This is a genomic window from Apilactobacillus apisilvae, assembly GCF_023380225.1.
In the GTDB taxonomy this organism is placed as follows: Bacteria; Bacillota; Bacilli; order Lactobacillales; family Lactobacillaceae; genus Apilactobacillus; species Apilactobacillus apisilvae.
The window spans coordinates 1356528-1382707 of the sequence record NZ_CP093362.1; the positions used below are offsets into that span (position 1 = coordinate 1356528).

General features: G+C 33.4%; 24 protein-coding genes and 1 pseudogene. 22 read left to right on the forward strand and 3 right to left on the reverse strand.

Annotated features, from left to right (window positions below; translation table 11 throughout):
• The first annotated feature begins 76 nt into the window (after nt 1-76).
• From MOO46_RS06765 to MOO46_RS06775, 3 genes are all read left to right on the forward strand, one after another.
• Nucleotides 77-628, forward strand: coding sequence for an RNA polymerase sigma factor (locus tag MOO46_RS06765; RefSeq protein ID WP_249510919.1), 552 nt, complete (start codon nt 77-79; stop codon nt 626-628).
• A gap of 84 nt (nt 629-712) precedes the next feature.
• Entirely contained in the window at nt 713-916 is a 204-nt protein-coding gene (locus MOO46_RS06770) for a DUF1659 domain-containing protein (RefSeq protein ID WP_249510920.1), read from the forward strand.
• Between the two features lie 18 nt (nt 917-934).
• Nucleotides 935-1177: a DUF2922 domain-containing protein gene (locus MOO46_RS06775; RefSeq protein WP_249510921.1), complete on the forward strand. Its 243-nt coding sequence runs from the start codon at nt 935-937 to the stop codon at nt 1175-1177.
• 66 nt (nt 1178-1243) lie between these two features.
• On the opposite strand, the gene MOO46_RS06780 is transcribed toward MOO46_RS06775, so the two are convergent.
• Nucleotides 1244-2137, reverse strand: coding sequence for a LysR family transcriptional regulator (locus MOO46_RS06780; protein WP_249510922.1), 894 nt, complete (start codon nt 2135-2137; stop codon nt 1244-1246).
• A gap of 352 nt (nt 2138-2489) precedes the next feature.
• Here MOO46_RS06780 and MOO46_RS06785 point away from each other — a divergent pair, with 352 nt between their 5' ends.
• From MOO46_RS06785 to MOO46_RS06830, 9 genes and pseudogenes are all read left to right on the forward strand, one after another.
• Entirely contained in the window at nt 2490-4544 is a 2055-nt protein-coding gene (locus tag MOO46_RS06785; protein ID WP_249510923.1) for a hypothetical protein, read from the forward strand.
• Between the two features lie 105 nt (nt 4545-4649).
• On the forward strand, nt 4650-5345 hold the full coding sequence (locus MOO46_RS06790) for a GW dipeptide domain-containing protein (RefSeq protein WP_249510924.1): 696 nt from the start codon (nt 4650-4652) through the stop codon (nt 5343-5345).
• Nucleotides 5346-5482: 137 nt separating this feature from the next.
• Nucleotides 5483-6934, forward strand: a complete 1452-nt coding sequence (locus tag MOO46_RS06795) for a hypothetical protein (RefSeq protein WP_249510925.1) — start codon at nt 5483-5485, stop codon at nt 6932-6934.
• A gap of 170 nt (nt 6935-7104) precedes the next feature.
• A pseudogene (locus tag MOO46_RS06805) lies at nt 7105-7699 on the forward strand (IS607 family transposase).
• On the forward strand, nt 7677-8870 hold the full coding sequence (locus MOO46_RS06810; protein ID WP_249510928.1) for an RNA-guided endonuclease InsQ/TnpB family protein: 1194 nt from the start codon (nt 7677-7679) through the stop codon (nt 8868-8870). The pseudogene MOO46_RS06805 and the gene MOO46_RS06810 overlap by 23 nt, the downstream one beginning before the upstream one ends.
• Nucleotides 8871-9043: 173 nt before the next feature.
• Complete coding sequence (locus tag MOO46_RS06815) at nt 9044-10516, forward strand: hypothetical protein (protein ID WP_249510929.1); 1473 nt, start codon at nt 9044-9046, stop codon at nt 10514-10516.
• 562 nt (nt 10517-11078) lie between these two features.
• Complete coding sequence (locus MOO46_RS06820; RefSeq protein WP_249510930.1) at nt 11079-11246, forward strand: hypothetical protein; 168 nt, start codon at nt 11079-11081, stop codon at nt 11244-11246.
• Between the two features lie 123 nt (nt 11247-11369).
• Nucleotides 11370-13151, forward strand: a complete 1782-nt coding sequence (locus tag MOO46_RS06825) for a YfhO family protein (protein WP_249510931.1) — start codon at nt 11370-11372, stop codon at nt 13149-13151.
• A gap of 76 nt (nt 13152-13227) precedes the next feature.
• Nucleotides 13228-15006 (forward strand): glycosyltransferase family protein, encoded by a 1779-nt coding sequence (locus MOO46_RS06830; protein WP_249510932.1) that lies wholly within the window; start codon nt 13228-13230, stop codon nt 15004-15006.
• A gap of 46 nt (nt 15007-15052) precedes the next feature.
• Here the strand turns inward: MOO46_RS06830 and MOO46_RS06835 are convergent, their stop codons facing one another.
• Both MOO46_RS06835 and MOO46_RS06840 read right to left on the reverse strand, forming a co-directional pair.
• Entirely contained in the window at nt 15053-15718 is a 666-nt protein-coding gene (locus MOO46_RS06835; protein WP_249510933.1) for a competence protein ComK, read from the reverse strand.
• Nucleotides 15719-15778: 60 nt separating this feature from the next.
• On the reverse strand, nt 15779-16375 hold the full coding sequence (locus tag MOO46_RS06840; protein WP_249510934.1) for an SGNH/GDSL hydrolase family protein: 597 nt from the start codon (nt 16373-16375) through the stop codon (nt 15779-15781).
• 188 nt (nt 16376-16563) lie between these two features.
• On the opposite strand from MOO46_RS06840, the gene MOO46_RS06845 reads away from it, so the two are divergent.
• The 10 genes from MOO46_RS06845 to MOO46_RS06890 all read left to right on the forward strand — a co-directional run bounded on the left by MOO46_RS06845 (nt 16564) and on the right by MOO46_RS06890 (nt 26146).
• Nucleotides 16564-17391, forward strand: coding sequence for an alkaline phosphatase family protein (locus MOO46_RS06845; protein ID WP_249510935.1), 828 nt, complete (start codon nt 16564-16566; stop codon nt 17389-17391).
• 91 nt (nt 17392-17482) lie between these two features.
• On the forward strand, nt 17483-18718 hold the full coding sequence (locus tag MOO46_RS06850) for a NupC/NupG family nucleoside CNT transporter (RefSeq protein ID WP_249510936.1): 1236 nt from the start codon (nt 17483-17485) through the stop codon (nt 18716-18718).
• A 207-nt stretch (nt 18719-18925) separates the two neighbouring features.
• Nucleotides 18926-19663, forward strand: coding sequence for a 16S rRNA (guanine(527)-N(7))-methyltransferase RsmG (gene rsmG / locus MOO46_RS06855; RefSeq protein ID WP_249510937.1), 738 nt, complete (start codon nt 18926-18928; stop codon nt 19661-19663).
• Nucleotides 19664-19682: 19 nt separating this feature from the next.
• The gene (locus MOO46_RS06860) at nt 19683-20450 is read left to right on the forward strand and encodes a ParA family protein (protein ID WP_249510938.1); all 768 of its coding nucleotides are present in this window, start codon (nt 19683-19685) and stop codon (nt 20448-20450) included.
• Nucleotides 20440-21321 (forward strand): ParB/RepB/Spo0J family partition protein, encoded by an 882-nt coding sequence (locus tag MOO46_RS06865; RefSeq protein ID WP_249510939.1) that lies wholly within the window; start codon nt 20440-20442, stop codon nt 21319-21321. The genes MOO46_RS06860 and MOO46_RS06865 overlap by 11 nt, the downstream gene beginning before the upstream one ends.
• Before the next feature lie 19 nt (nt 21322-21340).
• Nucleotides 21341-21532, forward strand: a complete 192-nt coding sequence (locus MOO46_RS06870; protein ID WP_249510940.1) for a DUF951 domain-containing protein — start codon at nt 21341-21343, stop codon at nt 21530-21532.
• Between the two features lie 25 nt (nt 21533-21557).
• Nucleotides 21558-22658: a redox-regulated ATPase YchF gene (ychF, locus tag MOO46_RS06875; RefSeq protein ID WP_249510941.1), complete on the forward strand. Its 1101-nt coding sequence runs from the start codon at nt 21558-21560 to the stop codon at nt 22656-22658.
• 18 nt (nt 22659-22676) lie between these two features.
• Complete coding sequence (locus tag MOO46_RS06880) at nt 22677-23411, forward strand: DUF1129 family protein (protein ID WP_249510942.1); 735 nt, start codon at nt 22677-22679, stop codon at nt 23409-23411.
• An 87-nt stretch (nt 23412-23498) separates the two neighbouring features.
• Nucleotides 23499-24635, forward strand: a complete 1137-nt coding sequence (guaB, locus tag MOO46_RS06885) for an IMP dehydrogenase (protein ID WP_249510943.1) — start codon at nt 23499-23501, stop codon at nt 24633-24635.
• Nucleotides 24636-24775: 140 nt separating this feature from the next.
• On the forward strand, nt 24776-26146 hold the full coding sequence (locus MOO46_RS06890; protein WP_249510944.1) for a serine hydrolase: 1371 nt from the start codon (nt 24776-24778) through the stop codon (nt 26144-26146).
• Nucleotides 26147-26180 lie beyond the last annotated feature (34 nt).

Consider the following 26180-nt stretch of genomic DNA (forward strand, 5'->3'; position numbering starts at 1 on the left):
ATGTGCAAAATTGCTTGTTATCTTTATATTTGTTCAAAGGCCTTTGGACCAATTAGATGACAAGGATTGGTGCAATATGAACGATTGTAAGGACTTAAAATCAGGATTCGACTACCTAATGACAGGTGATCATCAGGTCATAATATATGGAGTGTTGAAACGATTGAATATTCCGAGGTACACACCTCAATATGATGATTTGATGCAAGAAGGCTTCATTATATTTGCTAAAAAGTACCGTCAATATAATGGAGAAGATGATGATAAAAAACGCTTAGCCTATCTCTATCAAGGTGTCTACTGGCATCTATTAGATCAACTTAGAAAAGCCAGCCGTGAAACGCAAAAAATGGAATTCATGGCGGATGATACCCAAGATAGTTGGGAAAACCAAATCATCGATGAATATGAATTTGAAAATGAATATTCAGGTAATCAACTATTAAAACAATTATGGAATATGAGTAATAAAACTGAAAAAATTGTTATTTATTATCGTTACTTTGAACGAATTTATAATACTGCAGAAATTTCTCGATTAACTGGTATTGCTGAAAGCACGCTTAAAAAATGGCGAAAGCGACTGCAAGAAAAAATAATAATTTTAGAAAATCGCAAAAAAGTGTGACGATTTCGCGACTAACTTCGTTACTAGTAGATGTAAGGGTTGGCGCTAACGACTTACCAATAAAATGAAATGAGGATGGAAAGTATGAATAAAACTTGGGATAAAACAAAGGTAGTCTATAACATGGTCACAAAGGATGCAGAAAAGGTCGTAAAACGCTCCTTCACTAACATCATTGAAAATGTGACCGATGATCAAATTGCTGAATTTGGCTCAATTTTAAAAACTTTAACCACTGATAATTTAGAAAACGTTGAATTAGTTGAACAAACAAAATACTACGCTTAATTAATGGAGGAAATATAAATGAGAAAATTAGAATTAGTATTCAAAAGTGAAGAACAAAAGGTTAAGACACTCCGCTTGAACTATGTAAGTGGTACCTTAGACAATAATGCATTGATTAGTGACATGAATCGAATTGCGGCATTGAAGATTTTCCAGGTTAATGGGATGAACCAATACCAAATTCCGCTTGCGGCTCGTTATGTTGATACCAAGACTGACGAAATCTTCGACACTCGTAACGAAGACAAAAAACAAAAATAATTAATTAAAATCTAACATCAATACTACAAAAGGCGGTTGTCATTAATTTGACGGCCGCCTTTTTGTCTATTCTAAACTATTATTCGGATAAGTCTGTTCAATAAATTCACGAATACAACGGACCATTTTTTGTGCTGCCGGTGTTTTCATCTGCACGGCATTCATCACTAAGAAGATTGAACGATAATAGGCCTTATCGAATGGATAGGCACTCACATTACCATTAATATTTTCCAATGCTAACTTCGGTAAAATCCCCATACCAAGTCCTGCATCCACCATCGCAATAATTGATTGATCATCAATACTAAACTGAATCGAATTAGTTTTAACTTGATACTTATCCAATACTTCCTTGGTATCACCATCATAATCAGATTTTTGCAGAATAAAATGTTCGTTCTTAATATCTTCAATCGTAATTGAATGACCATTTTTGGGGATAAATGATTTCGGGGTAACACAATAAATCTGATCCTTAACTAATAATACCCGGACTAACTTCTCATTAATCGGCTGACAAGTGAAGCCTAAATCAATGTTTCCTTGATGAGCTTGAGCCGTAATGTTATTAAAACTGCTTTGTGTAACTTCAATTTTAATATCTGGATATAACTCATTAAATTGATGGACAATGCTGGGAATCCAGTTGATACAGACACTACTAAAAGCACCCATCTTAACGGTTCCAGAAGTTAATCCTTTAATGTTAGCTGCTTCTTGCATCAAGCGATTCTCATTATTTAAGATCTCTTGAATCGTTGGTAGAATTAACTTCCCAGCTTCCGTCAACTTCACGCCCGCTCGGTTCCTAATTAAGAGTGAAAAGCCTAGCTTCTTTTCCAACTTATCAATGGAATGTGAGATCGCCGAAGGGGTGACTTCTAATAATTGGGCAGCATGATGAAAGCTACCTTCGTTCATAACGGTGACTAATGCACGGTAAGCAAAAGAAATCATTATTAATCTTCCTTCCTATAAATATCATTAAAAAGATTGTACATGTTTTGGGATGATTATGCTTATTTTTTGACAAGCATTCATACACGTTTTATATTGATGGTGTAAATGATGTTTGCATATTTATCGATTGACATTAATAAACATTGCAAGTTTTTATCAATTATATTACAAAGCTTATTAGGTTATTGATAATTTAGTAAATGTTATTTATACTAATCTGTAATGAGTTCAAATCAGCATGAATAAGTATTATTTAATTAATGGATAAAAATATTTGTTTTTTATTCTTGATATGTTATACTTTTTTATGCTTAATGAATTACATAAAATTATATTGGAGGAATATATAATGCAATCTAATCTAAAGAAATCATTATATTTAGGTCTAGCTGCTTTAAGTTTTGCTTCAGTTGCTAGCGTTACTGCTACTGCTTCAAACGCAAACGCTGCTTCAAAAAAAGCTGCTGCTAAAAAAGTAACTTACAAAACTACTAACAGAAACTTAGACCAATCAGTTGTATTTGCTTCAACTGGTAAGAACGCTGTTTACTCAAAACCAGGTACTGTTAAAGGTGCTAAGGTTGTAGCTACTAAGGCTGACATGGGTTCAAAAGCTAACTCAAAGAGTGTTAACGACAACTTCATGGCATACCAAGAAGCTGTTACTTCAAAGGGTGTTCACTACTACAAGGTAGTTTCATTCGATAAGAAGGTACGTGGATACGTATACGTTGGTGGTGTTAACAAGGTTGACGGTAAGACTTCAACTGCTACACCATCAAACACTACTGGTTACTTAAAGAGCAATCGTGTATTCAATGTTGCTTACGGTTCACAATTTGGCGCTAAGCTAAAGAACTTTAACGGCATTGACTTCTCAACTCACAAGTTCACTGTTAACGATGCAGTTCAAGTACGTAATGGTGCTAAGTACTACAACGTTACTGACCAAAGCAACGCTATGGTTAATGGTTGGGTTAACGCTGATTACTTCTCAAACGATGCTACTGACGCTGTAAACCAAGCACAAAACAACTCAAAAGCTGTTAAGTTAACTTTCTATAATGTAGATAACAGTGGTATTGTTATGTCATCTAAGTCAGTTCAACCAAATGGTGGTTTCTATGATATTTCTAAAGATCTAAACACTCCTATTACAAGTTACAGTAAGGGTGAAGTTCTAGATGCTATCAATGCTTCTCTAGTAGGTACTGGTTACACTGCTACTGGTGTATACAACAATGTTACTAACCCTAACCAACCAGTTAGAAAAGGTGATAGCTTAAACGTTCAAGTTAGACAAAGTGCTAAATTGAATGCTAAGTTCACACCTTACGGTCTTACTTCAGGTTCAAATGGTTCTGTAAACAGTACACCACTTGATGTAAGTAAGTTTGCTGGTATTTCAGACTCACAATTCAGAGACTTAGTTTCTGCACAAAATGATACTGTATCATTTGATAAGATGGTAAGCGAATTCTTTGATAACGGTAAAGTTTGGAATGTTGTTAAGGGTGATGATGGTAACACTTACACATTTGATAAGACTGCTACTATGAGAGCTTTCAATGATAAGTTAAACCAATTCAACAACAATAGTAACTATTACAACAATGAACAAAGCAACAATAATAGCTCATACCGTGATAGAGCTTATACATTTGAAACTGCATTTAACAATGGCTCATTACCTGTATACTACACTAAAGACACTTCAAACAACACTTCAAGTGTATTTAATGCAAGCCACAACGATTCTACAGGCCGTGTAATTGTTAATGCATTTGGTTCAAATCAAACTCCTCAAAAGGATAGCTTAGTTGCTTCTGTTTTGAAGAGCGCTAATACTGCCAAAGATAATGGTCAATCTGTAGCAGATTTTGCTTCACAATATGCAAAGGCTAATACTAATGATGCTTTAAACAACGCATTTGTTGTTAACCCTGTTAGTGATTCTGATAAGAACATCAACTCATATGCATTTGGTCTTCTTAAACAAGAAATTGCTAAGCAAAACCTTACAAACTACAATACTGGAAAAGATAGTAAACCATCACAAGTTTCAGAAATTCAATCAATTCTTGATGCTAGATTAGACAAGAACAACTTTACTCTTCTTGATAAACAAAGCGAAGATAATGAAACTGTAGGAACTGATTTCGAAACATTAGGTCATATGTTATCTAATAATGCTTCAGCAGCTAATATTGCTACTGCATTTAAAAATGCTAAGACATTGAACGATAATACTAAGGGTCTATATGTACAATCAGTTCAAGGATTATTGCAAGATGCTGTAGCTGCTTCTGATGGTACTAACCAACAAGGTAATGTTAAATTCCAAGGTAACGGTTCTGATTTAACTGTTGCTAAAATTAACGCTTTGTTAAGTGAAGTTAAATAATCTTTAATATAGATTATAAAAAAGAATGGATATATTCCATTCTTTTTTTTTACATAAATTTAGTGCTATAATTATTATGGTTTAAACATATAGAGGAGTGTCATTATGAAGATTAATTTTAAGAAGTCATTATATCTAGGTATGGCAGCATTATCATTTGCTACCATTGCTGGAGTTTCAACGAATGCTAGTTCAGCTAATGCTTCTACTAAGCATACTGTTAAGTCAACACCTGCATTTACTACTACTAAGTGGGCTTTAGATCAAAGTCTTACATACCAAGCAACTGGTAGTGCTGGTATCTATTCACGTCCTGCTGGCGTTGCTGGTGCCCAACAAGTTGCTAGTGCTGACAGTATTTCTGGTAAGCAATTCATGGCTTACCAAGAAGCAACCACTCAATCTGGTGCTAAGTACTACAAGGTAGTATCTTTTGACCGCAATATCCGCGGTTATATTGCTGCTGATGGTATTAACCAAGTTAATACTTTAATGCAAGCTGACAAGCCTGCTAACGTTCAAGGTTATATTCACACTAATTTCATGTTTAGAGATGCTTATGCTTCTCGTTTTAGTGCTCGTTTCAGAATTATGGAAAACAACAAGTATGATTACCGTGGTGATCCATTTACTGTTATCGATGCAATGCAAGTAGTTAATGGTAACAAGTACTACTGGGTAACCGATAATTTCCATTCTAATATTAATGGTTGGGTAAATGCTAAGTATTTCACTAATCAACCAGTAACTAGTTACCAAAAACTAGCTATTAGTCAACGTTTACACGCTGAAAACAAATAATATAATTAATTACTAGATAATTTAATAATTATCTAGTGATTTTTTTATTAAAACTTAAGCCAATATTATGGCATCTTGATGAGTAAATGTTATAATCATGGGTATATTCATAATAATTATTTAAGGGGATTTTTTACATGCAATTAAAGCTTAAGAAATCAATTTACTTAGGTCTTGCTGCTTTAACATTTGCTTCAGTTGCTGGTGCTTCTACTGCCTCAGCTACTACTGCAAATGCTGCTAAAAAAGCAACTACAACTAAAGTAACTAAGAAAAAGACTAAAAAAACTACTAAGAAGGTCGCTAAAAAGACTGTTAAAAAAGCTGCTCCAGTAACTTTCAACGTTACTAAGTCATTAGACCAAGGCGTTGTATATCGTGCTACTGGTAGCAATGCAATCTACACTAAGCCAAACGGTGTTAAAGGTGCTCAAATCGCTGTCACTAAGGATAATATGGCTTCTAAGGCCAACTCAACAGCCACTGGTGACTTATTCATGGCATACCAACAAGTTAAGACTTCAAAGGGTGTTCACTATTACAAAGTAGTATCATTTGATAAGAAAGTCCGTGGTTATGTATATGCTAAGGGCATTGCTGAAGTAAATCCTAACAGCCAAGCTTCATTACCTAACAACACCACTGGTTACTTAAACAGCAATCGTATCTTTAACTTCCCATACGGTTCTAAGTTTGGTGCTAAGGTCCAAAACTTTAACGGTATTGACTTTAGTAAGGATAAGTTCACAGTTAGTGATGCAATGACTGTTTCAGATGGTAATGTTTACTACAAAGTTGCTGATCAAAACAACTCACTAATTAATGGTTGGGTAAATGCTAACTACTTTACTAATGAAACTCCAAAGTCAATTATTGATGCGCAAAACTATGCTAATGGTGTTCATGTAACTTACGTAAATAACAGTACTTACCAAACTCTTAACACTGAAACTTTAAATCCTGCTAATATGAGAAATGATGGTACTTACAATACCCAAGATATTGTGAACTCTATTAATAATTCATTATATGGTAAGGGTTACGCTAATGTAACTGCTAATAACATTAATGATAATTCACAAAATAGCCAAAGTTTAGCCGGTTCAGTTGTTGTTAAGAAGGGTGATAATCTAACTGTATTAGTTAGTTCACGTGCTCAACTAAACTATGGTATTTATGGTGTTAATAACAAAGGTTCATATAACCAATCAACTACTAGCGTTAATACTAGTGACTTGAATCCTATTAACATTTCTAATACCGACAGAAATAGCTTATTCTCCGGTGATGCTAATGGTAACTTTGATTATGTAAACTTCGAAATGAATTTACTAAATCCAGGTAAAGCAATTAATAAGTTAACTAGCAAAGATGGTAAGTACACTTACACATTTGATGCTGCGATGACTCAAACTCATTCTGCTAACCCTGCATTATTTGCTGACGATAAAGGTACTATTAATGCTGCTGCTAAAGTTAGTGATATTAATGCTCAAAACAACGGTCGTGGTTTAAACCTTGTATATGACATTACTAACAATAATACTGGTCAAACTGTAAATGCTAGCGATGTTAACATTTTCGGTTAATCAACCTAATTTTAAAAGACATGGATAAATTCCATGTCTTTTTTTGTATGTGATATAATAGTATTAGTAAGATTTAGGAGGAAACAATAGTAATTAAGTATATAAAAGTGGATAAATGTATACTTTTGTTATATGTTATTCTTAACCAAATAAGAAAGAAATGGTTAAGTATGTCGCCAAAGGAATTTGGAAAACGCATTGGCAAAATCGTCAAGACATTACAACGTTGGGATAATTCAGGCAAGTTAATTGCTCATCTTACTCCTACTAATCGTAGTTGCTATACAGAATCTCAATATAATCAACTGATGGGCATAAATCAAAAAAACTAATAAAGTTAATGTGATATATGCTCGGGTTTCTACTGCCAACCAGAAAGATGATTTAGAGAACCAAACAGACTTTTTGCAAACTTATTGCAATGCTAAAGGTGTTATTATTTCTGAAGTCATCACTGATATTGGTAGTGGATTGAATTACCATCGCAAAAAATGGAACAGATTATTAGACAACGTCATAGCTGGGAATATTGAAAATATCTATATTGCCTATCCAGATAGATTCATAAGATTTGGTTTTGACTGGTTTGAACAATTTTGTAATAAATTTGGCACAAAAATTGTAGTTGTTAATAATAAGAAACTTAGTCCCGAACAAGAGTTAACTGAAGATTTAATTAACATTATTCATATTTTTAGTTGTCGTTCTTATGGTTTGAGAAAGTATCGAAAGGGTTTACAAGATGATAAAAACTCAAAAAATTAAGATACACCCAAATAGTCATATGACAAAAGTTGTTAATGATTTGTTCAATTATAGGCGATATGTTTGGAATCAAGCACTTGGTGTATGGAACGAAATATACGATGGTTCTCTTATTTTAAACAGCAAAAAATTAAGACCTAATGGCACTAAGGTACGCAATGAATTAGTTTTAAATAAAGCTGATTGGCAATTTAAACGTTTTTCTAGAGTATTACAGCAAACAGTTTCTCAATTAGAGCAATCATGGAAAAACTATTTTAATCTTAAAATGTCTAGTCATATGAAACCAAAATTTAAAAGCAAAAAGAACTATAAACCTACATTTACAACAGATCGAGCAAGAATTATAAAGGGTAAATTGGTAATAGATAAACCTAACGAAGTAGATAAAGCAGAATGGTACCCAATTAAATTGTCTGAGTCTATTAGGTTTACTGGAACTTTAAAACTATGTACAGTAACTAAATTGTCAGACGGCATATATGCTTCACTATCATTTGATACTGATGATAACAAACAATTTTCTAATACTGATAAAATCGCCGGAATTGATGTTAATGTTAAGCATTTTGATTACAACGATGGAAAGAAAATTAATATTTATCCTCAAAAACTAGAAAGATATTATCAAAGAGTTACTTATTATCAACGGCTATTAGCTAAAAAACGTTTAGTTAACCCTAACAATTTTAAAACTAAAAGATATCAGAAAGTGAAAACCAAGCTTAGACTGAATTACCTTAAAGTTTCAAGATTGCAAAATGAAATCCTACAGAAATTCACTACCGAAGTCATGGAACAATATTCAGAAATTCATATTGAGGATTTAAACGTTCGTGCAATGATCATGAGTAATAAAATGGGTAAAAATCTACATCGTTCTCTATTTGGGCGATTAAGAGAAATTTTAACTTACAAGTGTGAATGGTATAACCGTAGGTTAGTTGTTGTAAACAGACTATATCCATCAACACAGATTTGTAGCAATTGTGGCTTTAGAAAAACCAGTGAAACTTATGGTGGTAAGCAAAAATTAAATGGTGATTCAATTCATCATATTCACCAAAAATATTATTGTTATAAGTGCGGAGCCATTTTAGATAGAGATGAAAACGCAGTCAATAATTTAATTAATTACAATGAAAAAACAATGAGTTTACTTGAAAGTTAAACTCAAATTGCTGGGTAGGCTTTACCCAGAAATAATGTCGCAAGAGTTAATCAATGTGGTAAGGCACTTGTTGCCAAATCAGAATATTAATGTAGACTGCGATGACTAAAAGTACAATAGGCAAAATCTAACAATGTCTATGTTTGTATGTACTTTGGAAAGCAGGCATATTAATGAATGAATTTATTAAAAAATCATTATATGTAGGATTAGCAGCTATATCTTTTGGATCAATTATGAGCTTGAATGCTAATGCTAAGAGTAAAGCTAATAAACAAGTTGTTACTACTAAAAACAAAAATGTTAAAAAAACGAATCAACATACTAAAAAGTATAATAAAACCACGGTGGATTATACTGATTTAAAACTGCCTGAAGACAAGGCGTATGTTAAGGCAACTGGAATTGTCACAATGTTCAACAAGCCTGGCAAGTTGGGGAACGCTAAAGTGGTTGCTTCAAAGACTGTCATGAAGCAACTAGCTGCTTCGACTTCACCTAAGGATGTTTTTTATGTTTATGGCATGGCTAAGACTAATACTGGTCTTTATTATGCTCATGTTGTGACCTTAGGTGGCAAATATCGTGGTTGGATTTATGTTGGTAAGACCGACTTTTCCAATGACTTAACTAATATTGATAAGGGTACTGGGATGACGGTTACTAGACCGCTTCAATATGCGAAGATGCCTAAGAACAAAACTGGTTATCGGGTTAATACTGATCTATGGACCACACCTAACTACAGTCGAATTAATTCCAAGGCTTTAGGTTTTAATCAAAAAGAATATGCTAAAGATACTTTTAGAATTGAGAGTGCTGTTTCTAACACCCAAGGTTGGGTTTATTACTATGTTGTTGATGAACAACATCCTAAGATTAACGGCTGGGCTTTTCATAGCTATGTAAAGCCAGCTAATAATCCTGCTAAAAAAGCTAATGCTAAGCAAAAGCAGCCTGCCAAGAAAACAACTAAGAAACAAGCTGTTAAGAAGCAGACTAAACAAAAACAAGTCGATAAGCAATCATCAGATGTTGATCAAAAGTCTACTTCCAATAACCAACCAGCAAAGCCAAGTAATAATGATAATAACAATGTTAATTTGATTCCAACATCTAATACTAATAACTATACTTTGAAGTTTATTGATCAATCAACCGCCCAACCAATTAGTCAACAAAGCATTGCGGTCAGTGATTTAATGAATGCGAATGGTGGTTCGGCTACTTTGAACGCTAACAGTGTGGCTAAGTACTTACCAAGCGGCTATGGTTTCTATCAATATGGCAATGCAATTTCTTATGATGGAACTATTTCCAGCGGTGGCCAAGCCATTATTTATGTTGCGAAGAATCCCACTGTTAAAAATGTGAAGTTAAATTTACGTTACTTTGACAGCAATGGGAATGCATTACCAGTTAATATGAATATGAATGGAAATAATAGTATTGCTAGTGCCCAACAAGCACTTGTTAACATGAACATAATGCAAGGAACCATTTTAACTACTTCTCAAGTAGAACAAGTATTAACTAACTATGGTCTATCAATTGTGCCAACTGACAATGGATCAGCTAGTCTAGCTTATACTGATGCTGGTTTAGTGAAGGGTGATAATTTAGTGGTTAATGTTTATTATCGTTAATATAAAAACACTTTCTCGATTGGGAAAGTGTTTTTTAGTTAATTCTGTGTAGTTCATCTATTTTAAGTCTCATCCATTCAGACAATGTTAAAAATGATTAATTATTCTATGATAAAATATATTTTAGTGGAGAAATTGAATGTGGTGGTAAATCTTAATATAAGAGATGGTTGTTATGGTGTAATAAATCATAATCCAAAATCTTATGAAAGGATTTACAGTTTTGTCGATTATTGCATTGATTTGTGCAATTGCTGGTTTATTAAAAGCTTTAGCATATTGCATAAATTCAATAACAAAATTGATTTCTGTAATTAAACAGAACAAAAAGACAAAATAAAAAAGCCGTATCCTCAACTTTGGCGGGTTGAATATGGCTTTCTTATTTCATAATTAACATGCCACCGCTTTTAACGGATCTACATAGAAGTCCTGGTTACACAGGGCTTCTTTTTAACTAAATTTATTCTATAATAGATTTCCTTGTTTTTCAACAATAAGGAATATTGCATCTGCCAATCTGTATGCAAAGATTTCGCCTAATTACTATGAAGTACTTAATATGCCTATTGATAAAAACTCAACTTATAATTCTTGGCAAGAAACCAATTATTTATTATACAATGTTCATAATCGTGAAGCACTTAATGAATCTTTGAACCAATTAAGCAATGGCAAAAGTCATGTTCTTACTCCAGAGGAATTTAAAGCTACTAAAACTCATAAATAAATCATTATTAAAATTCACTTATTAATTTAAGTGGATTTTTTAATTTTCTATGGCTATTTTAAGAATTTGTACTAACATTGATGTTAGTTTGATTAATTACATACAGGAGGTTAGTTATAATTTATGCAAAATATAAAAAAACTAACTAGTAAAATATTTTCTTACAAGATTACGCCACTGATTATTTTCATCATTATGGCGTTATTAATGGTCAGTCGCCAAATTTGGACGCACACGCTCTTTTTTGGTGCCGATTCACTATTTCACTTCAATCGCTTTTATGATACTGCTATGCAGCTAAAATCAGGCCATTTTAGTTATTTTCAAACTAATTATGGTTTCATGCAAAGTGGCCGAATTCTAAGTGCACTTTATGGACCGATTATTGCCTATTTAGGCGGTGCGATTTTATTGCTATGTGGCACTTGGTTTAAATTTCAAATTGTATTGAATTTATTGGTATTAGTAACGGCTGGATTAACAATGTATCGTTTGAACATTCATAATCATGTGAGTCGCGGTTATGCAATGATTATTGCAGTTATTTATATGTATTCATCCCAAATTGTGCAATGGGTGACCAGTCAACAATTCACGGCTTTTGGTGCCGCTTTGTTACCACTTTTAATATTAAGTGGGACGCGGGCATTGCGTGAACATGATGTTTCGGTTATTGGGTTAGCTTTGAGTATGTCATTATTAATCCAAACGCATTTAATGAGCAGTATGATTGGTGCAATTGGAATTTTACCTTTATTTATTGTTGGTCTAGTAACCGCTACTGATAAATGGAAACTAGTCCGCCATACTTTGTATGCAGCCGGTTTAACAATTCTTTTAACCATTAATATTTGGTATAACCTGATCGTTATTTCTGCACAGAACAAACTACTGTCAGTTTATCCAGTTCATTATCTGCGCACCTATGGCTTTAATTTTGATTTATATTCAATCACTAATATTTTTAAACCTACTGAAGTGATTTTATTTTTATTTGTTATTGGTTTTGTGATTTATCGTTGGAAAAAGCTAGAATTAATTACTAAGACACTAACTGTTACTGGCTTAGGTTTTATGATTGTTTCATCTAGTCATTTTCCATGGGGACTTTTGCAACGCTTTATTCCGAGCTTAACTTATACACTCCAATTTCCTAAACGTTTTTTGGTATTGCCATTTATCATGATTTTACTTGCTTTAGGGATGATTATGACTTTTGAGAGTCAAACTAATCAAGCATTCTTTCAAAAAGAAAAATGGTGGCGACTAATCATGGTGGTAGTCATTATTTTTGGTAGTTTGGGACTAGATTTCTATTCGATGAATGAACGTATTTATCGTTATGATCGAACTGCTGAAGGTCATAATGAAAGTAATTATCATGACAGCTCACTTTACTATTATTTTGGCAAACACCATCGTAATGTTCGATCTGACATTGACAGTCCACATCTTGGTCACTTAATTAATGATTATCTAAAAGCTTCACCAGATTATTTACCAGTTAAGCAGTCGATTAAGGGTTTTAATGAATATAATGCTTTTAATCCATATGACCTGGATTATCATCAATATATTGGTAAGAATCAAGTAACGCATTTTAAACATCGGGTCTGGCCAAATGGTAGTTTATCAGTGGCTTGGCATAGTCCTCAGCAAAAGTGGACCCAAGTTCCATTAGTTAAATATGCTAATACCAAGGTTACGTTGAACGGGAATGTATTAAAGAAAGTTCATACAACGAACTTAGGTGCGATTGTTGTGCACGCGAAGGCTGGCCATAACCGTGTTACCATTAAATATCAAACTAGTTTTATGACAAGATTAATGATGGTTATTTGCATGTTAAGTTGGTTAGCTTTACTGTTTTATTTCATTATAAGCAAAATTGTAACTAAAATTTAACTGAATTTGGGTTTAAAAAGCCTTGTTATAAACATATAATTAAACTATTACATTTTTAAATTGAGGTTATTATTTTATGGATGCTTTTAAAAGGTTTGTCCAGCGTTGCTGGCAATCTAGATTTGCGCCGTTTGTATTGCTTTTATTAGCAGCATTCGCATTGATGAGTAAACAAATATTTACGCATTCAGTGCTATTAGGTGCAGATTCGATTTTCCATTTTAATCGTTTTTATGATACTGCCATGCAGATTCAAACCGGAAAATTAAGTTATTTCCAAGGCAACTTTGGCTTTGATCAAACGGGTCGTGTGATTAATTCGATTTATGGACCACTAGTTGCTTATCTTAGTGGGGCGTTATTAATTCTTTGTCGTAACTGGTATGTTTTTCAATCAGTTCAATCGATTATCTTTTTGTTGATTGCTGGTCTATCAATGTACTTGTTATGTATTAAGAATAATGTTGCCCGTGGATATGCGATTGCTGTGGGGATTTTATACATGTATTCATCCCAATTAATGGGCTGGGTGACCACCCAGCAATTTGCTGGAGTGGGCGCGATGTTGGTTCCCTTACTAGTTTTAACCGGAACTGAAGCTATCAAGAAGAAGCGCGTTGCAATTATTTATTTAGCATTAGCGATGACATTACTGATTCAAACCCATTTAATGAGTACAGTAATTGCATTTATTGCGGTCATTCCGCTATTTTTGACTGCTTTAATTATTACACCACATAAATTCAAGATGTTATTTAATACATTATCAGCTACTGCTTTGACCTTGTTATTAACAGCGAATGTCTGGGGGAGTGCACTAGAATTATTTAGCACTAATTACTTAATGCCAGTCTTTCCAGTTAGTGATATGCGTCAATATGCCTTTCGTTTTGATCACTATTCTTGGTTTAGTTTAGTGAAACCAGTTGAGATGGTTGTTTTCTTATTTGTAATTTATTATTTTATTCGTCATTTTAAACAATCAGATTTAATCACTCGGTTATTAACGTTTACTGGTGGATTAGCATTATTTGCTTCAACAACACTATTTCCATGGCAATTAGTACAAAATACTTTTCCACAGTTAGCTTATAATTTTCAATTTCCCAAACGGTTATTAGTAATTGCTTTTGTAATGTTATTAGTGGTCTTTGGTAAAATTTTAACTAGTGATGATCATATTTTTACTTTGCAAGCATTGGAACAACCCAAGCTATTACGCTCAGCTTTGCTATTTATGCTAATTGGTTTAAACATGGGGATCAATGGTTACAATATGGATTTTAAAGTCGATAAATCCAATCAAATGGTTAGTGACAATTATCCATGGAACCCAATTGCCCATTCTTATATGTATGTTAAGTATAATCACCATACCGTTAAACAAGACTTCTTTGGCGATAATTGGCAATACTTAATTCAAGACATTAATAAGGCTAGTCCTGATTATTTACCAGTTAAAAGTCATTTGAAGTCAGCTGATTATAATAAGTTACATCCCTACTATACAGCTCATTATCAGCTCATTATTCCTAACTTAGATCATAAGTTTGATAAAAAAGTTAATCAGGATGGTTCTTTAACGGTTACTTGGCATAATGATGGATTTAGTGAAAAAAATATCCAAGTTCCAGTGGTTAAGTATGCGAATACTAAAGTTATTTTAAACGGTAAAGATGCTAGTAAAAATATTAAAACCACTGAAATTGGTGCAATTATTGCTAAGTCCAAACTTGGTAAAAATACCATGACAATTAAATATGTAAGCAGTAAACCATTCAATATTTTAATGATCATTTTTGCCTTTAGTTGGCTATTATTATTAATTTATGTAGTGGCTAAAATCTTGCTTTAGAACTAAAAAAACTATTTTATCTTTTACTGATAAAATAGTTTTTTTATTAATCGTTAATTAATTTATCGATTAAGTCTTTAAGTGGAATAACGGGTTCATTCGATAATTTAGCATCTTGTAAATTAACATTTCCCCATTGATTTAAAGCAATTAGGAGTGTTTTTAAATAATTTTTTAGCTTTTTAGAATCATTTATCTTATTATCAACGTATTTTTCAGTTACAGGGAGACTTATAAATTGATTATCAGCTAATAAAAATTCAGTTTCATTTTTATTTTTAGCAGATTTAAAATAATCTAGATAACTAGGATTAATCCATGAATGATTACAACTACCACGATTATTTTTGGGTAACGCAATTAAAATGGAATTATTGCTAATCAATGGATATGTATTTTTTAAATTCAGACTGTCGCAAAACATTTTAATAATTTGTTGATTAGAAAATTGATTTTGTTTAATGTTCTGATTAATAATCACATTAATTGATATATCAGTTAGATAGAAACCTACATCTTTTTCAATTACTAAAGTGGGGTATTTTTTGCTATGCTCATTAAAATCCAGCAACATGATTATTTTATCCCAATTGGGCTGATGATTTTTGACCTTTCTAATAATGTGTGAGTATCTTAAATCTTTAAAACGAACACATTTACTATTGTTTAAATAGTTAGTTCTTACCGGATCTTTACTGATGCTTGTCAGCACGATAGGGTAGCCTCCTTTAGATTGATAATTATAAAATATATCATAAAAAGCTTAAAAGTGCTATTGCTTTTTTATAAAATTAGCAATTTCATGAGCTAATTGTTGATAGGTCGCAGCTGTGGGATGCACATGGTGATCGTTATACTGAGTTTGATAGTTGTTATTATTAATAAAATTAGGATTATAATTGCGCCAATCTAAGACACTGATGTTGTTATCTTGATAGCACTTTTTCAAACCATTTAATAATTGATTGAATGTGTAATCTGCAAATCTGATTTTATCGGCAGCATTTTGATGATTATCATATCTATTTAATGGTAAGATTGCCCAGATTTTAAGCTGATTATTTTTTGCTAAAATGCTGTTGAGATTATTTTGTAGTTGCTCAATAACATCATGTAGTGAATGATGGTTATGACCATAATCGTTAGTGCCCATCATTAGAATACATTGATCATATTTTTCCCATTTAACTTGATTGACTTCAGTAACTAAATCATCATAGATCGTACCACCATTAATCCCCAAATTATCAACTGGTGTTTTAAGAATTTGACTTAAGTAATTAGGATAGTTTTTTTCGATATCGGAGCATCCATCATATCCACGGGTGACTGAATCTCCTAGTGCTACAATTCTAGATCTTTTTGTCATATTAATCCCTCCGTTATTATTATAGTTGATTATCTTTTGTGTTAAAATGATGGTCCTTGGCAGGGGCACTAAAATGCTTGAAAGATGTTAACTTGTTTGACAAGTTAACATCTTTTTTTATTGACATGATTTATAATTATGATAATATTATTAGTTAAATAAAACTGACAGAGGGGAAGTATGCAATAATGAGTAAAAAGCGAATTGTTATTTTAGATTTAGCTTCTTTAGGGATTGGTGAAGCTCCTGATGCAAATCGCTTTAATTCTGTTGGTGTTGATACATTAGGGCATGTTTGCAAACATGCCAATGACAAGTTACAAATCCCTAATCTTATTAAGCTAGGGCTAGGTAGCATCAGATGGGACAATGAGATTGCTCAAATTCCACAAGTGGCTAATCCTAGTGCCTTTTATGGTAAGATGGTTAATTGCATTAATACTAAGGGTAGTGGTGCTGGTTTACGTGAAATGTTTGATTTCGATACTAGCGTGCGGACTCTATCTACAATGGACTTAATGTCTGAAAAAAATATGAATATTTCAATGATTTCAAGCTTTGCTAGTTACTTAGAAAACCATGATGATGCTTTTTCAATTCAGGTGCCTAATGATAGTAAAGCTTTTGTTGAATTAAGCGCGCAATTAGATGTGCAATTTAATGGCTTGATATATTGTCAGCCCCCTGAATTAAAACGTTTCTCGATGAATCGTGATGTTGCTGGATATGCTGAACAATTGAGTAATTTAGATGCACAAATTCCAGAATTAATTGAAAATCTATCTGAAGATGACCTATTAATTATTACGTCATCTTTTGCCAATGATCCAACGTTAAATGAATCCATTACGCGAGAATACTTACCATTGATTGTTTTTAATCCTTCAAATCAAAATGGTAAATCACTGGGCATCAAACGCAGTAGTGCTGCGTTTGCAAATGCGATTGCTCAGAACTTTGATCTTTCCGATACTGATCGTCAATTAAAACCAAACTTCTTGAATGAAGTACTTTAAAATCTACTTTAACTTGAAGGGAGTGATGCGCAACTAAAATAAGCTAGCGTTGTTAAAATTTATTTTGGAGTAAAGAAAGGATTAGTTCTACATGTATTTGTTAGTTAACATATTAGGAATTTTAGTATTTTTAGGAATCGCATTTATTTTTTCGAAAGATAAAAAGAATATCAAATGGCGTTCAGTCATTACTGTTTTGGTTTTAAACTTAGTGATTGCATTTTGTTTAACTAAGTTTGCTTGGGGTCGTGCTGCTGTGGAAGCAGCTGCTAATTTCTTCGCGGTCTTGGTTCAAGTTGCCTATCAAGGAATTGCATTTGCTTTACCAAGCTGGGTTCATATGAAACAAATGGACTTTGTGACTTCAGCATTACTTCCAATTCTATTGATTGTTCCAGTCTTTGATATTTTAACTTATATTGGAGTTCTACCATTTATCATTAAATGGGTAGGAAAAGGTTTGGCATACATAACAGGCCAACCTAAATTTGAATCATTCTTTGCCGTTGAAATGATGTTTCTAGGTAATACTGAAGCCATTGCGGTTTCAACCTTACAAATTAAACGTATTTCTGCACAAAGAAACGTTGTCATTGCGATGATGTCAATGTCTTGTGTTACTGCATCAATCTTAGGTGCGTATACTCAAATGGTTCCAGGTCAATTTGTTTTAACTGCCGTACCGTTAAACATTTTAAACGCAGTTATCATTAGTAGTATTTTAATGCCAACTAATGTCAGCCCAGAAGAAGATACTATCGCCAAAATGGGCGGTAGTAACAGTGAAAACCAAGAAGCTGCTGAAATTGGTGAAAACGTTGAACGTGAACCATTCTTCTCATTCTTGGGAGATTCAATTTTAGGTGCTGGTAAGTTAATCCTAATTATCGTTGCCAATGTTATTGCATTCGTTGCTTTAGCTGCTCTAATCGATAAAGTTTTAGGTTTAATTAATCCGGCCTTGTCCCTAGAACATATTCTAGGAATCATCATGTTCCCATTTGCTTGGTTAATGGGTTCAGATGTTCACACAGCCTTCCAATTCGCACAATACATGGGAACTAAGCTAGTTACCAACGAATTCGTTGTTATGGGTGGTGTCTCAAGTAAAATTAATACTTTTGCTCCTCACTTCCGTGCTCAATTAACCGTCTTTCTAACATCATTTGCTAACCTTTCTACTGTTGGAATGATTATTGGTGCATTCAAGGGAATCGTTGATAAAAAATCAAACGATGTAATTTCAAGAAACGTTGGATACTTGGTCTTATCAGGAATTCTAGTTTCATTGATGTCTGCAGGAATTGTGGGACTATTCGTTTGGTAATATAATAATATTTTTAAAAGACAGCCTTTTGGCTGCCTTTTTTATTTTATAAATTTTTGTGTTTTCGATATAATACCTAGTGACGAAATCAATGATTTTTCGTTATAATATATAAGTGTACTTTTGCGTATTGTAAAACGAATATTTTTCGTTTAAAGTAGAGATAAACGTGAAACATTTTAAAAGTTTCACATTAGGAGAATCAAAATGAATCCAGAAGAATTTAAAGCACAATTGACTGCTGATGGCATTGAATTATCTAATCATCAGATGGATCAATTTGCTACTTATTATCAAATGCTAGTTGCAACGAATGAACATGTTAATTTAACCACAATCGTTGATGAAGCCGATGTTTATCTTAAACACTTCTATGACTCCATCACACCGGTATTTTATGATAAGTCACTACAGAATGAAACGTTAACGTTATGTGATGTTGGTGCGGGCGCTGGTTTTCCATCATTACCCATGAAAATAGTCTTTCCTAATTTAAAAGTAACAATTGTTGATTCATTGAACAAACGAATTACTTTTTTACAAGATTTGGTTGATCAATTAGGCTTAAAAGACGTGAAATTATATCATGCGCGGGCTGAAGAATTTGGTGGTAAAAAATCCAAGCATCGTGAACAATATGATGTTTCGACTGCGCGTGCAGTGGCTCGCATGAGTGTTTTAGCTGAACTATGCTTACCATTAGTTAAAGTGGGGGGCAAAATGATTGCCTTAAAAGCAGCCCAAGCTGAAACAGAATTAGTAAATGGAAATCAAGCCATTAAGACTTTAGGTGCTAGTGTCATTGATGATGAAGAATTTAATTTACCAGTATCTGATGATCCACGTCACATTATTATTTTAAGTAAAGATAAAAAAACACCTAAACAATATCCAAGAAAAGCTGGAACACCAAATAAAAAACCAATTGGCGAACCAAAAAAATAATTTATAAGGAGGTTTATACATGGGATATGTAATTTCTTTAGCCAACCAAAAGGGTGGCGTTGGTAAAACCACCACTTCCGTCAATTTGGGAGCAGATTTAGCTAGTCAAGGTAAAAAAGTCTTACTAATTGATGCTGATGCTCAAGGAAATGCGACTTCTGGAGTGGGCGTTCAAAAGTCATCAATTAAAAAAGATATTTATGATATTTTAGTTAATGAAGATGATATTACTGATGCTATTTTACCTTCACGTCACAAAGATTTAGATGTTGTTCCTGCAACCATTCAACTATCAGGAGCGGATATTGAGTTAACTCCACAGATGGCTCGGGAAACGCGTCTATTAAATGCTTTAAAACAAGTCAAAGATCAATATGATTACATATTAGTTGATTGTCCACCTTCATTGGGATTGATTACCATTAATGCCTTTACGGCTAGTGATTCAATCTTAATTCCAGTTCAAAGTGAGTACTATGCTTTGGAAGGGTTAAGTCAACTATTGAATACCGTTAAATTAGTTCAAAAACACTTCAATCCTGATTTGAAGATTGAAGGGGTATTATTAACGATGTATGATGCCAGAACTAAATTGGGCCAACAGGTTAATTCAGAAGTGCGTAACTACTTTGGTGAGACCGTTTATCAAACGGTGATTACTAGAAATGTTCGATTATCTGAAGCACCTAGCTATGGCCTACCCATTATTGATTATGATCCTAAGTCCAAGGGATCAGAACTATACATGCAATTAGCGAAGGAAGTGTTAGCAGCTCATGGCGAATAATAAAGGATTAGGTCGCGGGATTGAGGCCTTATTTGCTGATAATGATGTTGATGAAGGCCAAGAGGAAGTTTTAGATTTAACAATTAATAAGCTTTCGCCCAATCCATTTCAACCACGCACCCATTTTGATACCAAAGCATTAAAAGATTTAACTTTATCAATTAAAAAATCCGGTGTTTTTCAACCCATTATCGTTAGAAAAACTGCTGGCAAAAATGATGCTTATGAAATTTTAGCTGGTGAACGTCGCTTTCGTGCTTCACGAATGGCTGATAAGAAGACGATCCCAGCAATTGTTAGGGATGCTTCTGATGAACAAATGATGGAGATTGCTGTTTTAGAAAATCTTCAACGTGAAGATTTGAATCCTATCGAAGAAGCAGAAGCCTATAACACTTTGATGACTAAACTAGAGATCACTCAAGCCGAAGTTTCTAAACGTTTAGGGAAATCACGTCCTTATATTGCGAACTATTTACGTTTATTAGGGTTGCCAACTGAAGTTAAAGATATGTTAACTAAAAATCAGCTTTCAATGGGACAAGCCCGGACTTTACTTTCAGTAAAGAATAAACAAGATTTAATTACCTTAGCCAAACGTGCTTACGGTGAAACTCTAACGGTTCGTCAATTGGAAAAGGCGATTGAAGAGTTATCTTCAACCCCCAAAAAGAAGAAAAAACCTCGTCGTTCAACCAAACAATCACCATTTTTACGTGCTTATGAAGATGAACTACAGGATAAATTTGGAACTAATGTTAATATTTCATCTAGTCGTGCCAAAAAAGGTAGTGGTAAGTTAGAGATTAACTATACTTCCGATGATGATTTAAATCGTATTTTGCAAATCTTAGATATTAATTTAGACTAGTAAAGGGGTATGATTTTATATGTATGCATTAAATGATATTGTCGAAATGAAGAAACAACACCCATGTGGTAAAAATGAATGGCAAATTATTCGAATGGGTGCTGACATCAAAATTGAATGTCAAGGTTGCGGACATGTGGTCATGCTACCTCGCCGTGAATTTGAAAAGAAAATGAAGAAAGTTTTGCAAAAAGCTGATTCTGACAAATAAAATAATTTAGGAGTGAATTGTAAATATGGCATTAACAGCAGGAATTGTCGGTTTACCTAACGTTGGTAAATCAACATTATTTAACGCAATTACAAAAGCAGGGGCAGAAATGGCAAACTATCCATTTGCGACAATTGACCCTAACGTTGGGATGGTTGAAGTGCCTGATAGTCGTTTAGATCGCATTCAAGAAATTATTCCAGCTAAAAAAATTGTTCCAACTACCTTTGAATTTACTGATATCGCCGGAATTGTTAAAGGTGCTAGTAAGGGTGAAGGTCTAGGTAACAAATTCTTGGAAAACATCAGACAAGTCGATGCAATTGTGCATGTTGTCCGTGCTTTTGATGATGATAATATTACCCATGTTACCGGTAAAGTTGATCCAGTTGATGATATTGAAACTATTAATTTGGAATTAAACATTGCCGATTTAGATGCAGTTAACAAGCGTTTGGGTAAAGTTCAACGTGCTGCTAAAAGTAAAGACGAAGATGCTTTAGCTGAATTAGCAGTTTTAAATAAAATTAAGCCGGTTTTAGAAGCTGGAAAAGCTGTTCGTTCAATTGACTTTGATGAAGATGAAGAAAAAATTGTGAAAGGTTTATTTTTACTATCATCAAAGCCAGTTTTATATGTTGCTAATATTTCTGAAGATGATATGGCTAATCCAGAAGGATCAGATTACTTCCAACAAGTAAAGGCTTATGCTGATAAAGAAGGTGCCGGTGCAATCGGTATTGCTGCCGAAAGTGAAGAAGAAATTGCTGAATTAGATGATGATGATAAAGCAACTTTCTTAGAAGCTGAAGGAGTAACTGAACCTGGTTTGAACAAGTTGATCCGTGCTTCATATAACTTATTAGGTCTAGAAACATTCTTTACTGCTGGTGGTAAGGAAACCAAAGCTTGGACTTATCTAAAAGGCACTAAGGCACCTCAAGCTGCTGGAGTGATTCATTCTGATTTTGAACGTGGTTTTATTCGTGCTGAAGTAATGGCTTTTGATGACTTAGATCAATTAGGTAGTGAACAAGCAGTTAAAGATGCTGGTAAATTACGTGTTGAAGGTAAAGATTATGTTATGAATGATGGTGACATCGTTAACTTTAGATTCAACGTTTAAAAATATAGGAGTTTTTATATGACGGAAAAACGAAACGCTCATGTGCAACAAAAACGCCATGAGTCGGATAAAAAAGAACGAACACAATTTGACAACATTGGTTTAACTAAACGTAATGCTGATTACATGTTTCGTTTTAATCGCCAATTAATGGCAACTGATTTGAGTGTTGAACGCAAATCAGAAATTGTTAAACAAATGAAAGATCAATTGTTAGTTGAACAAAAGCATGGGGCAACTGCTAGAAATCTTTATGGTACAGTTGAACAAAGAATTGACTTTATTATGAATCCACCTAAAAAGCCAATCAGTATGATGGATAATTTTTGGCCGAATGCGGTTTATAATATGTTGTTCTTCTACATTATTTTTAACATTTTATATGGTATTACAATGTTAATGTCTAAAAATAGTGCAAATGAACAATCTGTGGGAATTATTTCTATTACAGTGTTATCAATTCTATCCGGAATTTTAATTCCATTGCTAACAAGAATGATGGATTCCAATGTTAAGCATAAGTATAGTGGCTGGACCCGAGTATTATTCCTATTATTAATTATTGTTGCTTGGATTGCAGCATTCGCAATTTCAATGGGAATTCCAAAGGGAATCATTAATCCAGTTGTGCCATTCTATGTCAACTTTATTTTGGCAGTTATTTCAATTGGACTAGCAATTTATGTATATAAAAAATATACGATTACTGTTAACTTTTTTACTCCTGGTATGAAGGCTAATGGTCGTAGATAATACCTTGAAAGCGATAAAGGTCATTTGACCTTTATCGTTTTTTTTTGTATATTAGAAGATAAAAAATAATAAGAGGGGTTATTGATTATGTCTAAGTGGGATACAAAATTTGCAAAAAAAGGAATTACCTTTGACGATGTTTTACTTATTCCAGCCGAAAGTCACGTTTTACCAAATGAGGTTGATACATCTGTTCAACTAGCAGATAATTTAAAATTAAATGTACCATTTTTAAGTGCTAGTATGGATACTGTTACACAATCTGAAATGGCAATTGCCATGGCTCAAGTTGGTGGATTAGGCGTTGTGCATAAAAACATGCTAATTGATGACCAAGCTAAAGAAGTGGCTAAAGTTAAGGCTGTTGAAAATGATGATAAACATCCTAATGCTGCGGTGGATGCTAATAACCATTTATTATGTGCTGCTGCGGTTGGAGTAACATCTGATACTTTTAAACGTGCAGATGCATTATTCCATGCTGGTGTGGATGCAATTATTATTGATACTGCTCATGGTCATTCAGCTGGTGTGATTAGAAAAGTTAAAGAAATTCGTGAACATTATCCCGATAAGACATTAATCGCTGGTAACGTTGCTACTGGTGAAGCTACTAACGACTTATTTGAAGCTGGTGTGGATGTAGTTAAAGTTGGAATTGGTCCTGGATCAATTTGTACTACTCGTGTTGTTGCTGGTGTTGGGGTCCCTCAAATTACTGCAATTTACGATGCTGCTGAAGTAGCAAGAAGATGGCACAAGCCAATTATTGCTGATGGTGGAATTAAGTTCTCAGGTGATGCTGCTAAGGCTTTAGCCGCTGGTGGTAATGCTGTTATGCTAGGTAGCATGTTATCAGGTACTGATGAAGCCCCTGGTGAAGTTTTTGAAGAAGATGGTGTTAAATACAAAGCCTACCGTGGAATGGGTAGTATTGGCGCAATGAAACATGGTTCAGCTGATCGTTACTTCCAAGGTGAAGTCAATGAAGCTAATAAGTTAGTTCCAGAAGGAATTGAAGCTCGTGTTGAATACAAGGGTTCAGCTAAAGATGTTGTCTTCCAAATGGAAGGTGGGATTAGATCGGCTATGGGATATACTGGTGCCAAAGATATTCATAGTATGATTGAAAATGCTCAATTCGTTCAAATTACTAATGCTGGTTTATCAGAATCACATCCACATGATGTGCAAATTACTAAAGCTGCTCCTAATTACAAATAATAATTATTTAAAAGCAAAAGTACTAAAAGTTAATTCTTTTAGTACTTTTTTTGTGCGATTAATTGTTATATTGTTGTAACATACTGCTATAAGCATTATTATAATAATATAAATTACATATCTTGAAAGGAAATTAAATTATGATTCATAAGTTATTAAAAAATATAACATTAGTGATGTTGATTACATTAATGTTAGCGGGAGTATCAAGTCCATCAATGGCTGCAACTAATGGTTCGAATATACATAATCAGAATAATGAACTTACCAATCAAGAAAAGACTAGTCAAAAATTAAATCAGGAAACTAATCATTTATTAAAAAATAATTTACCTTTAAATTTACAAGCCAAATCAGCTTTAGCAATTGATGCTAAAACTGGGCAAATCTTATATGATAAGAATTCTAAGCAATCTTTACCAACTGCATCAATGAGTAAATTATTAAGTATCTATGTAACTTTAAAAGCAATTAAAAATCATCAAATTAACTGGGATACTAAAGTTAAAATAACTCCTGCTCTACATGCTTTGAGTGTTAATCCTGAATATGCCAATGTTGAATTGAGAGAAAATCATACTTATACAATTGAACAATTATATAAAGCAGCCATTTATTCTGAAAATGCTGGTGCGATGGCAATGGGATATGGTGTGGCAGGTAGTACACAAAAATTTGCTTTAGCAATGCGTAAAGCAGCTAAAGATTTAGGAATTAATGATGCCCAGATTTATACTGCTTGTGGCTTAACCAATGGGGAAGTTGGCTCGTTAGGTTTTTCCAATGTTGATGCTAATGCTGAAAATAAACTATCGGCTCGTGATATGGCAGTTATTTCAATGAATATTCTCAAACTATATCCACATATCTTAAAAGATACAGCCGCCAATACCACTAAATTTGAAAATAATACTATGTTGAATTGGAATTGGATGATTAGAGGTCGAAGTGAAGCTTTACCAGATATTAAAGTAGATGGGTTAAAAACAGGGACTTCTGATACTGCGGGCGCTTGTTTTACAGGAACTGCCGTTAAAGATAATCATCGAGTAATTACGGTAGTAATGGGTGTCCATCATGCTGGTCAATATGATCCATCTCGGTTTGTGCAAACGCAAAAACTATTAAAATATGTCTATGCTAAGTATCGTTATGTTTCATTAAATGCTCACCAACCAGTTAGTGAAATGACGGAAGGTCGCAATGAAGGGACTTTAGATGTGCCTAATGGAAAGCAAACAAAAGTTAGTTTAGGCTTTTCTGATCATCAAGATATTTGGCTATCAAACGTTCAACAATTTCAATTGAGTCAAATTACCCCATTAAAAAGCGTTGAATACGATGGTGGACTGAATGCACCAATTACGGCAGGGGATGTTGTAGCTAACGCCAAAGTTATTGGATTGAATTACATTAATAATGAAAATAATTTAAAATTAACAGCTTTGAATGATGATGATAAGGCCAATATTTTTGTTAGAATGTGGCGGAGTATTTTATCTTGGCTTTAAAATTATTAGAGATTAATTTCTATAAATATACAAA

Excerpts from the sequence above, each read along its gene's own strand:
- MOO46_RS06770 (WP_249510920.1), top strand. The coding sequence starts at position 713 with ATGAATAAAACTTGGGATAAAACAAAGGTAGTCTATAACATGGTCACA.
- MOO46_RS06870 (WP_249510940.1), top strand. The coding sequence starts at position 21,341 with ATGTATGCATTAAATGATATTGTCGAAATGAAGAAACAACACCCATGT.
- MOO46_RS06785 (WP_249510923.1), top strand. The coding sequence starts at position 2,490 with ATGCAATCTAATCTAAAGAAATCATTATATTTAGGTCTAGCTGCTTTA.
- MOO46_RS06765 (WP_249510919.1), top strand. The coding sequence starts at position 77 with ATGAACGATTGTAAGGACTTAAAATCAGGATTCGACTACCTAATGACA.
- ychF (WP_249510941.1), top strand. The coding sequence starts at position 21,558 with ATGGCATTAACAGCAGGAATTGTCGGTTTACCTAACGTTGGTAAATCA.
- MOO46_RS06775 (WP_249510921.1), top strand. The coding sequence starts at position 935 with ATGAGAAAATTAGAATTAGTATTCAAAAGTGAAGAACAAAAGGTTAAG.
- MOO46_RS06860 (WP_249510938.1), top strand. The coding sequence starts at position 19,683 with ATGGGATATGTAATTTCTTTAGCCAACCAAAAGGGTGGCGTTGGTAAA.
- MOO46_RS06840 (WP_249510934.1), bottom strand. The coding sequence starts at position 16,375 with ATGACAAAAAGATCTAGAATTGTAGCACTAGGAGATTCAGTCACCCGT.
- MOO46_RS06845 (WP_249510935.1), top strand. The coding sequence starts at position 16,564 with ATGAGTAAAAAGCGAATTGTTATTTTAGATTTAGCTTCTTTAGGGATT.
- MOO46_RS06825 (WP_249510931.1), top strand. The coding sequence starts at position 11,370 with ATGCAAAATATAAAAAAACTAACTAGTAAAATATTTTCTTACAAGATT.
- MOO46_RS06820 (WP_249510930.1), top strand. The coding sequence starts at position 11,079 with ATGCCTATTGATAAAAACTCAACTTATAATTCTTGGCAAGAAACCAAT.
- MOO46_RS06780 (WP_249510922.1), bottom strand. The coding sequence starts at position 2,137 with ATGATTTCTTTTGCTTACCGTGCATTAGTCACCGTTATGAACGAAGGT.
- MOO46_RS06815 (WP_249510929.1), top strand. The coding sequence starts at position 9,044 with ATGAATGAATTTATTAAAAAATCATTATATGTAGGATTAGCAGCTATA.
- MOO46_RS06790 (WP_249510924.1), top strand. The coding sequence starts at position 4,650 with ATGAAGATTAATTTTAAGAAGTCATTATATCTAGGTATGGCAGCATTA.
- guaB (WP_249510943.1), top strand. The coding sequence starts at position 23,499 with ATGTCTAAGTGGGATACAAAATTTGCAAAAAAAGGAATTACCTTTGAC.
- MOO46_RS06850 (WP_249510936.1), top strand. The coding sequence starts at position 17,483 with ATGTATTTGTTAGTTAACATATTAGGAATTTTAGTATTTTTAGGAATC.
- MOO46_RS06830 (WP_249510932.1), top strand. The coding sequence starts at position 13,228 with ATGGATGCTTTTAAAAGGTTTGTCCAGCGTTGCTGGCAATCTAGATTT.
- rsmG (WP_249510937.1), top strand. The coding sequence starts at position 18,926 with ATGAATCCAGAAGAATTTAAAGCACAATTGACTGCTGATGGCATTGAA.
- MOO46_RS06890 (WP_249510944.1), top strand. The coding sequence starts at position 24,776 with ATGATTCATAAGTTATTAAAAAATATAACATTAGTGATGTTGATTACA.
- MOO46_RS06865 (WP_249510939.1), top strand. The coding sequence starts at position 20,440 with ATGGCGAATAATAAAGGATTAGGTCGCGGGATTGAGGCCTTATTTGCT.
- MOO46_RS06880 (WP_249510942.1), top strand. The coding sequence starts at position 22,677 with ATGACGGAAAAACGAAACGCTCATGTGCAACAAAAACGCCATGAGTCG.
- MOO46_RS06795 (WP_249510925.1), top strand. The coding sequence starts at position 5,483 with ATGCAATTAAAGCTTAAGAAATCAATTTACTTAGGTCTTGCTGCTTTA.
- MOO46_RS06810 (WP_249510928.1), top strand. The coding sequence starts at position 7,677 with ATGATAAAAACTCAAAAAATTAAGATACACCCAAATAGTCATATGACA.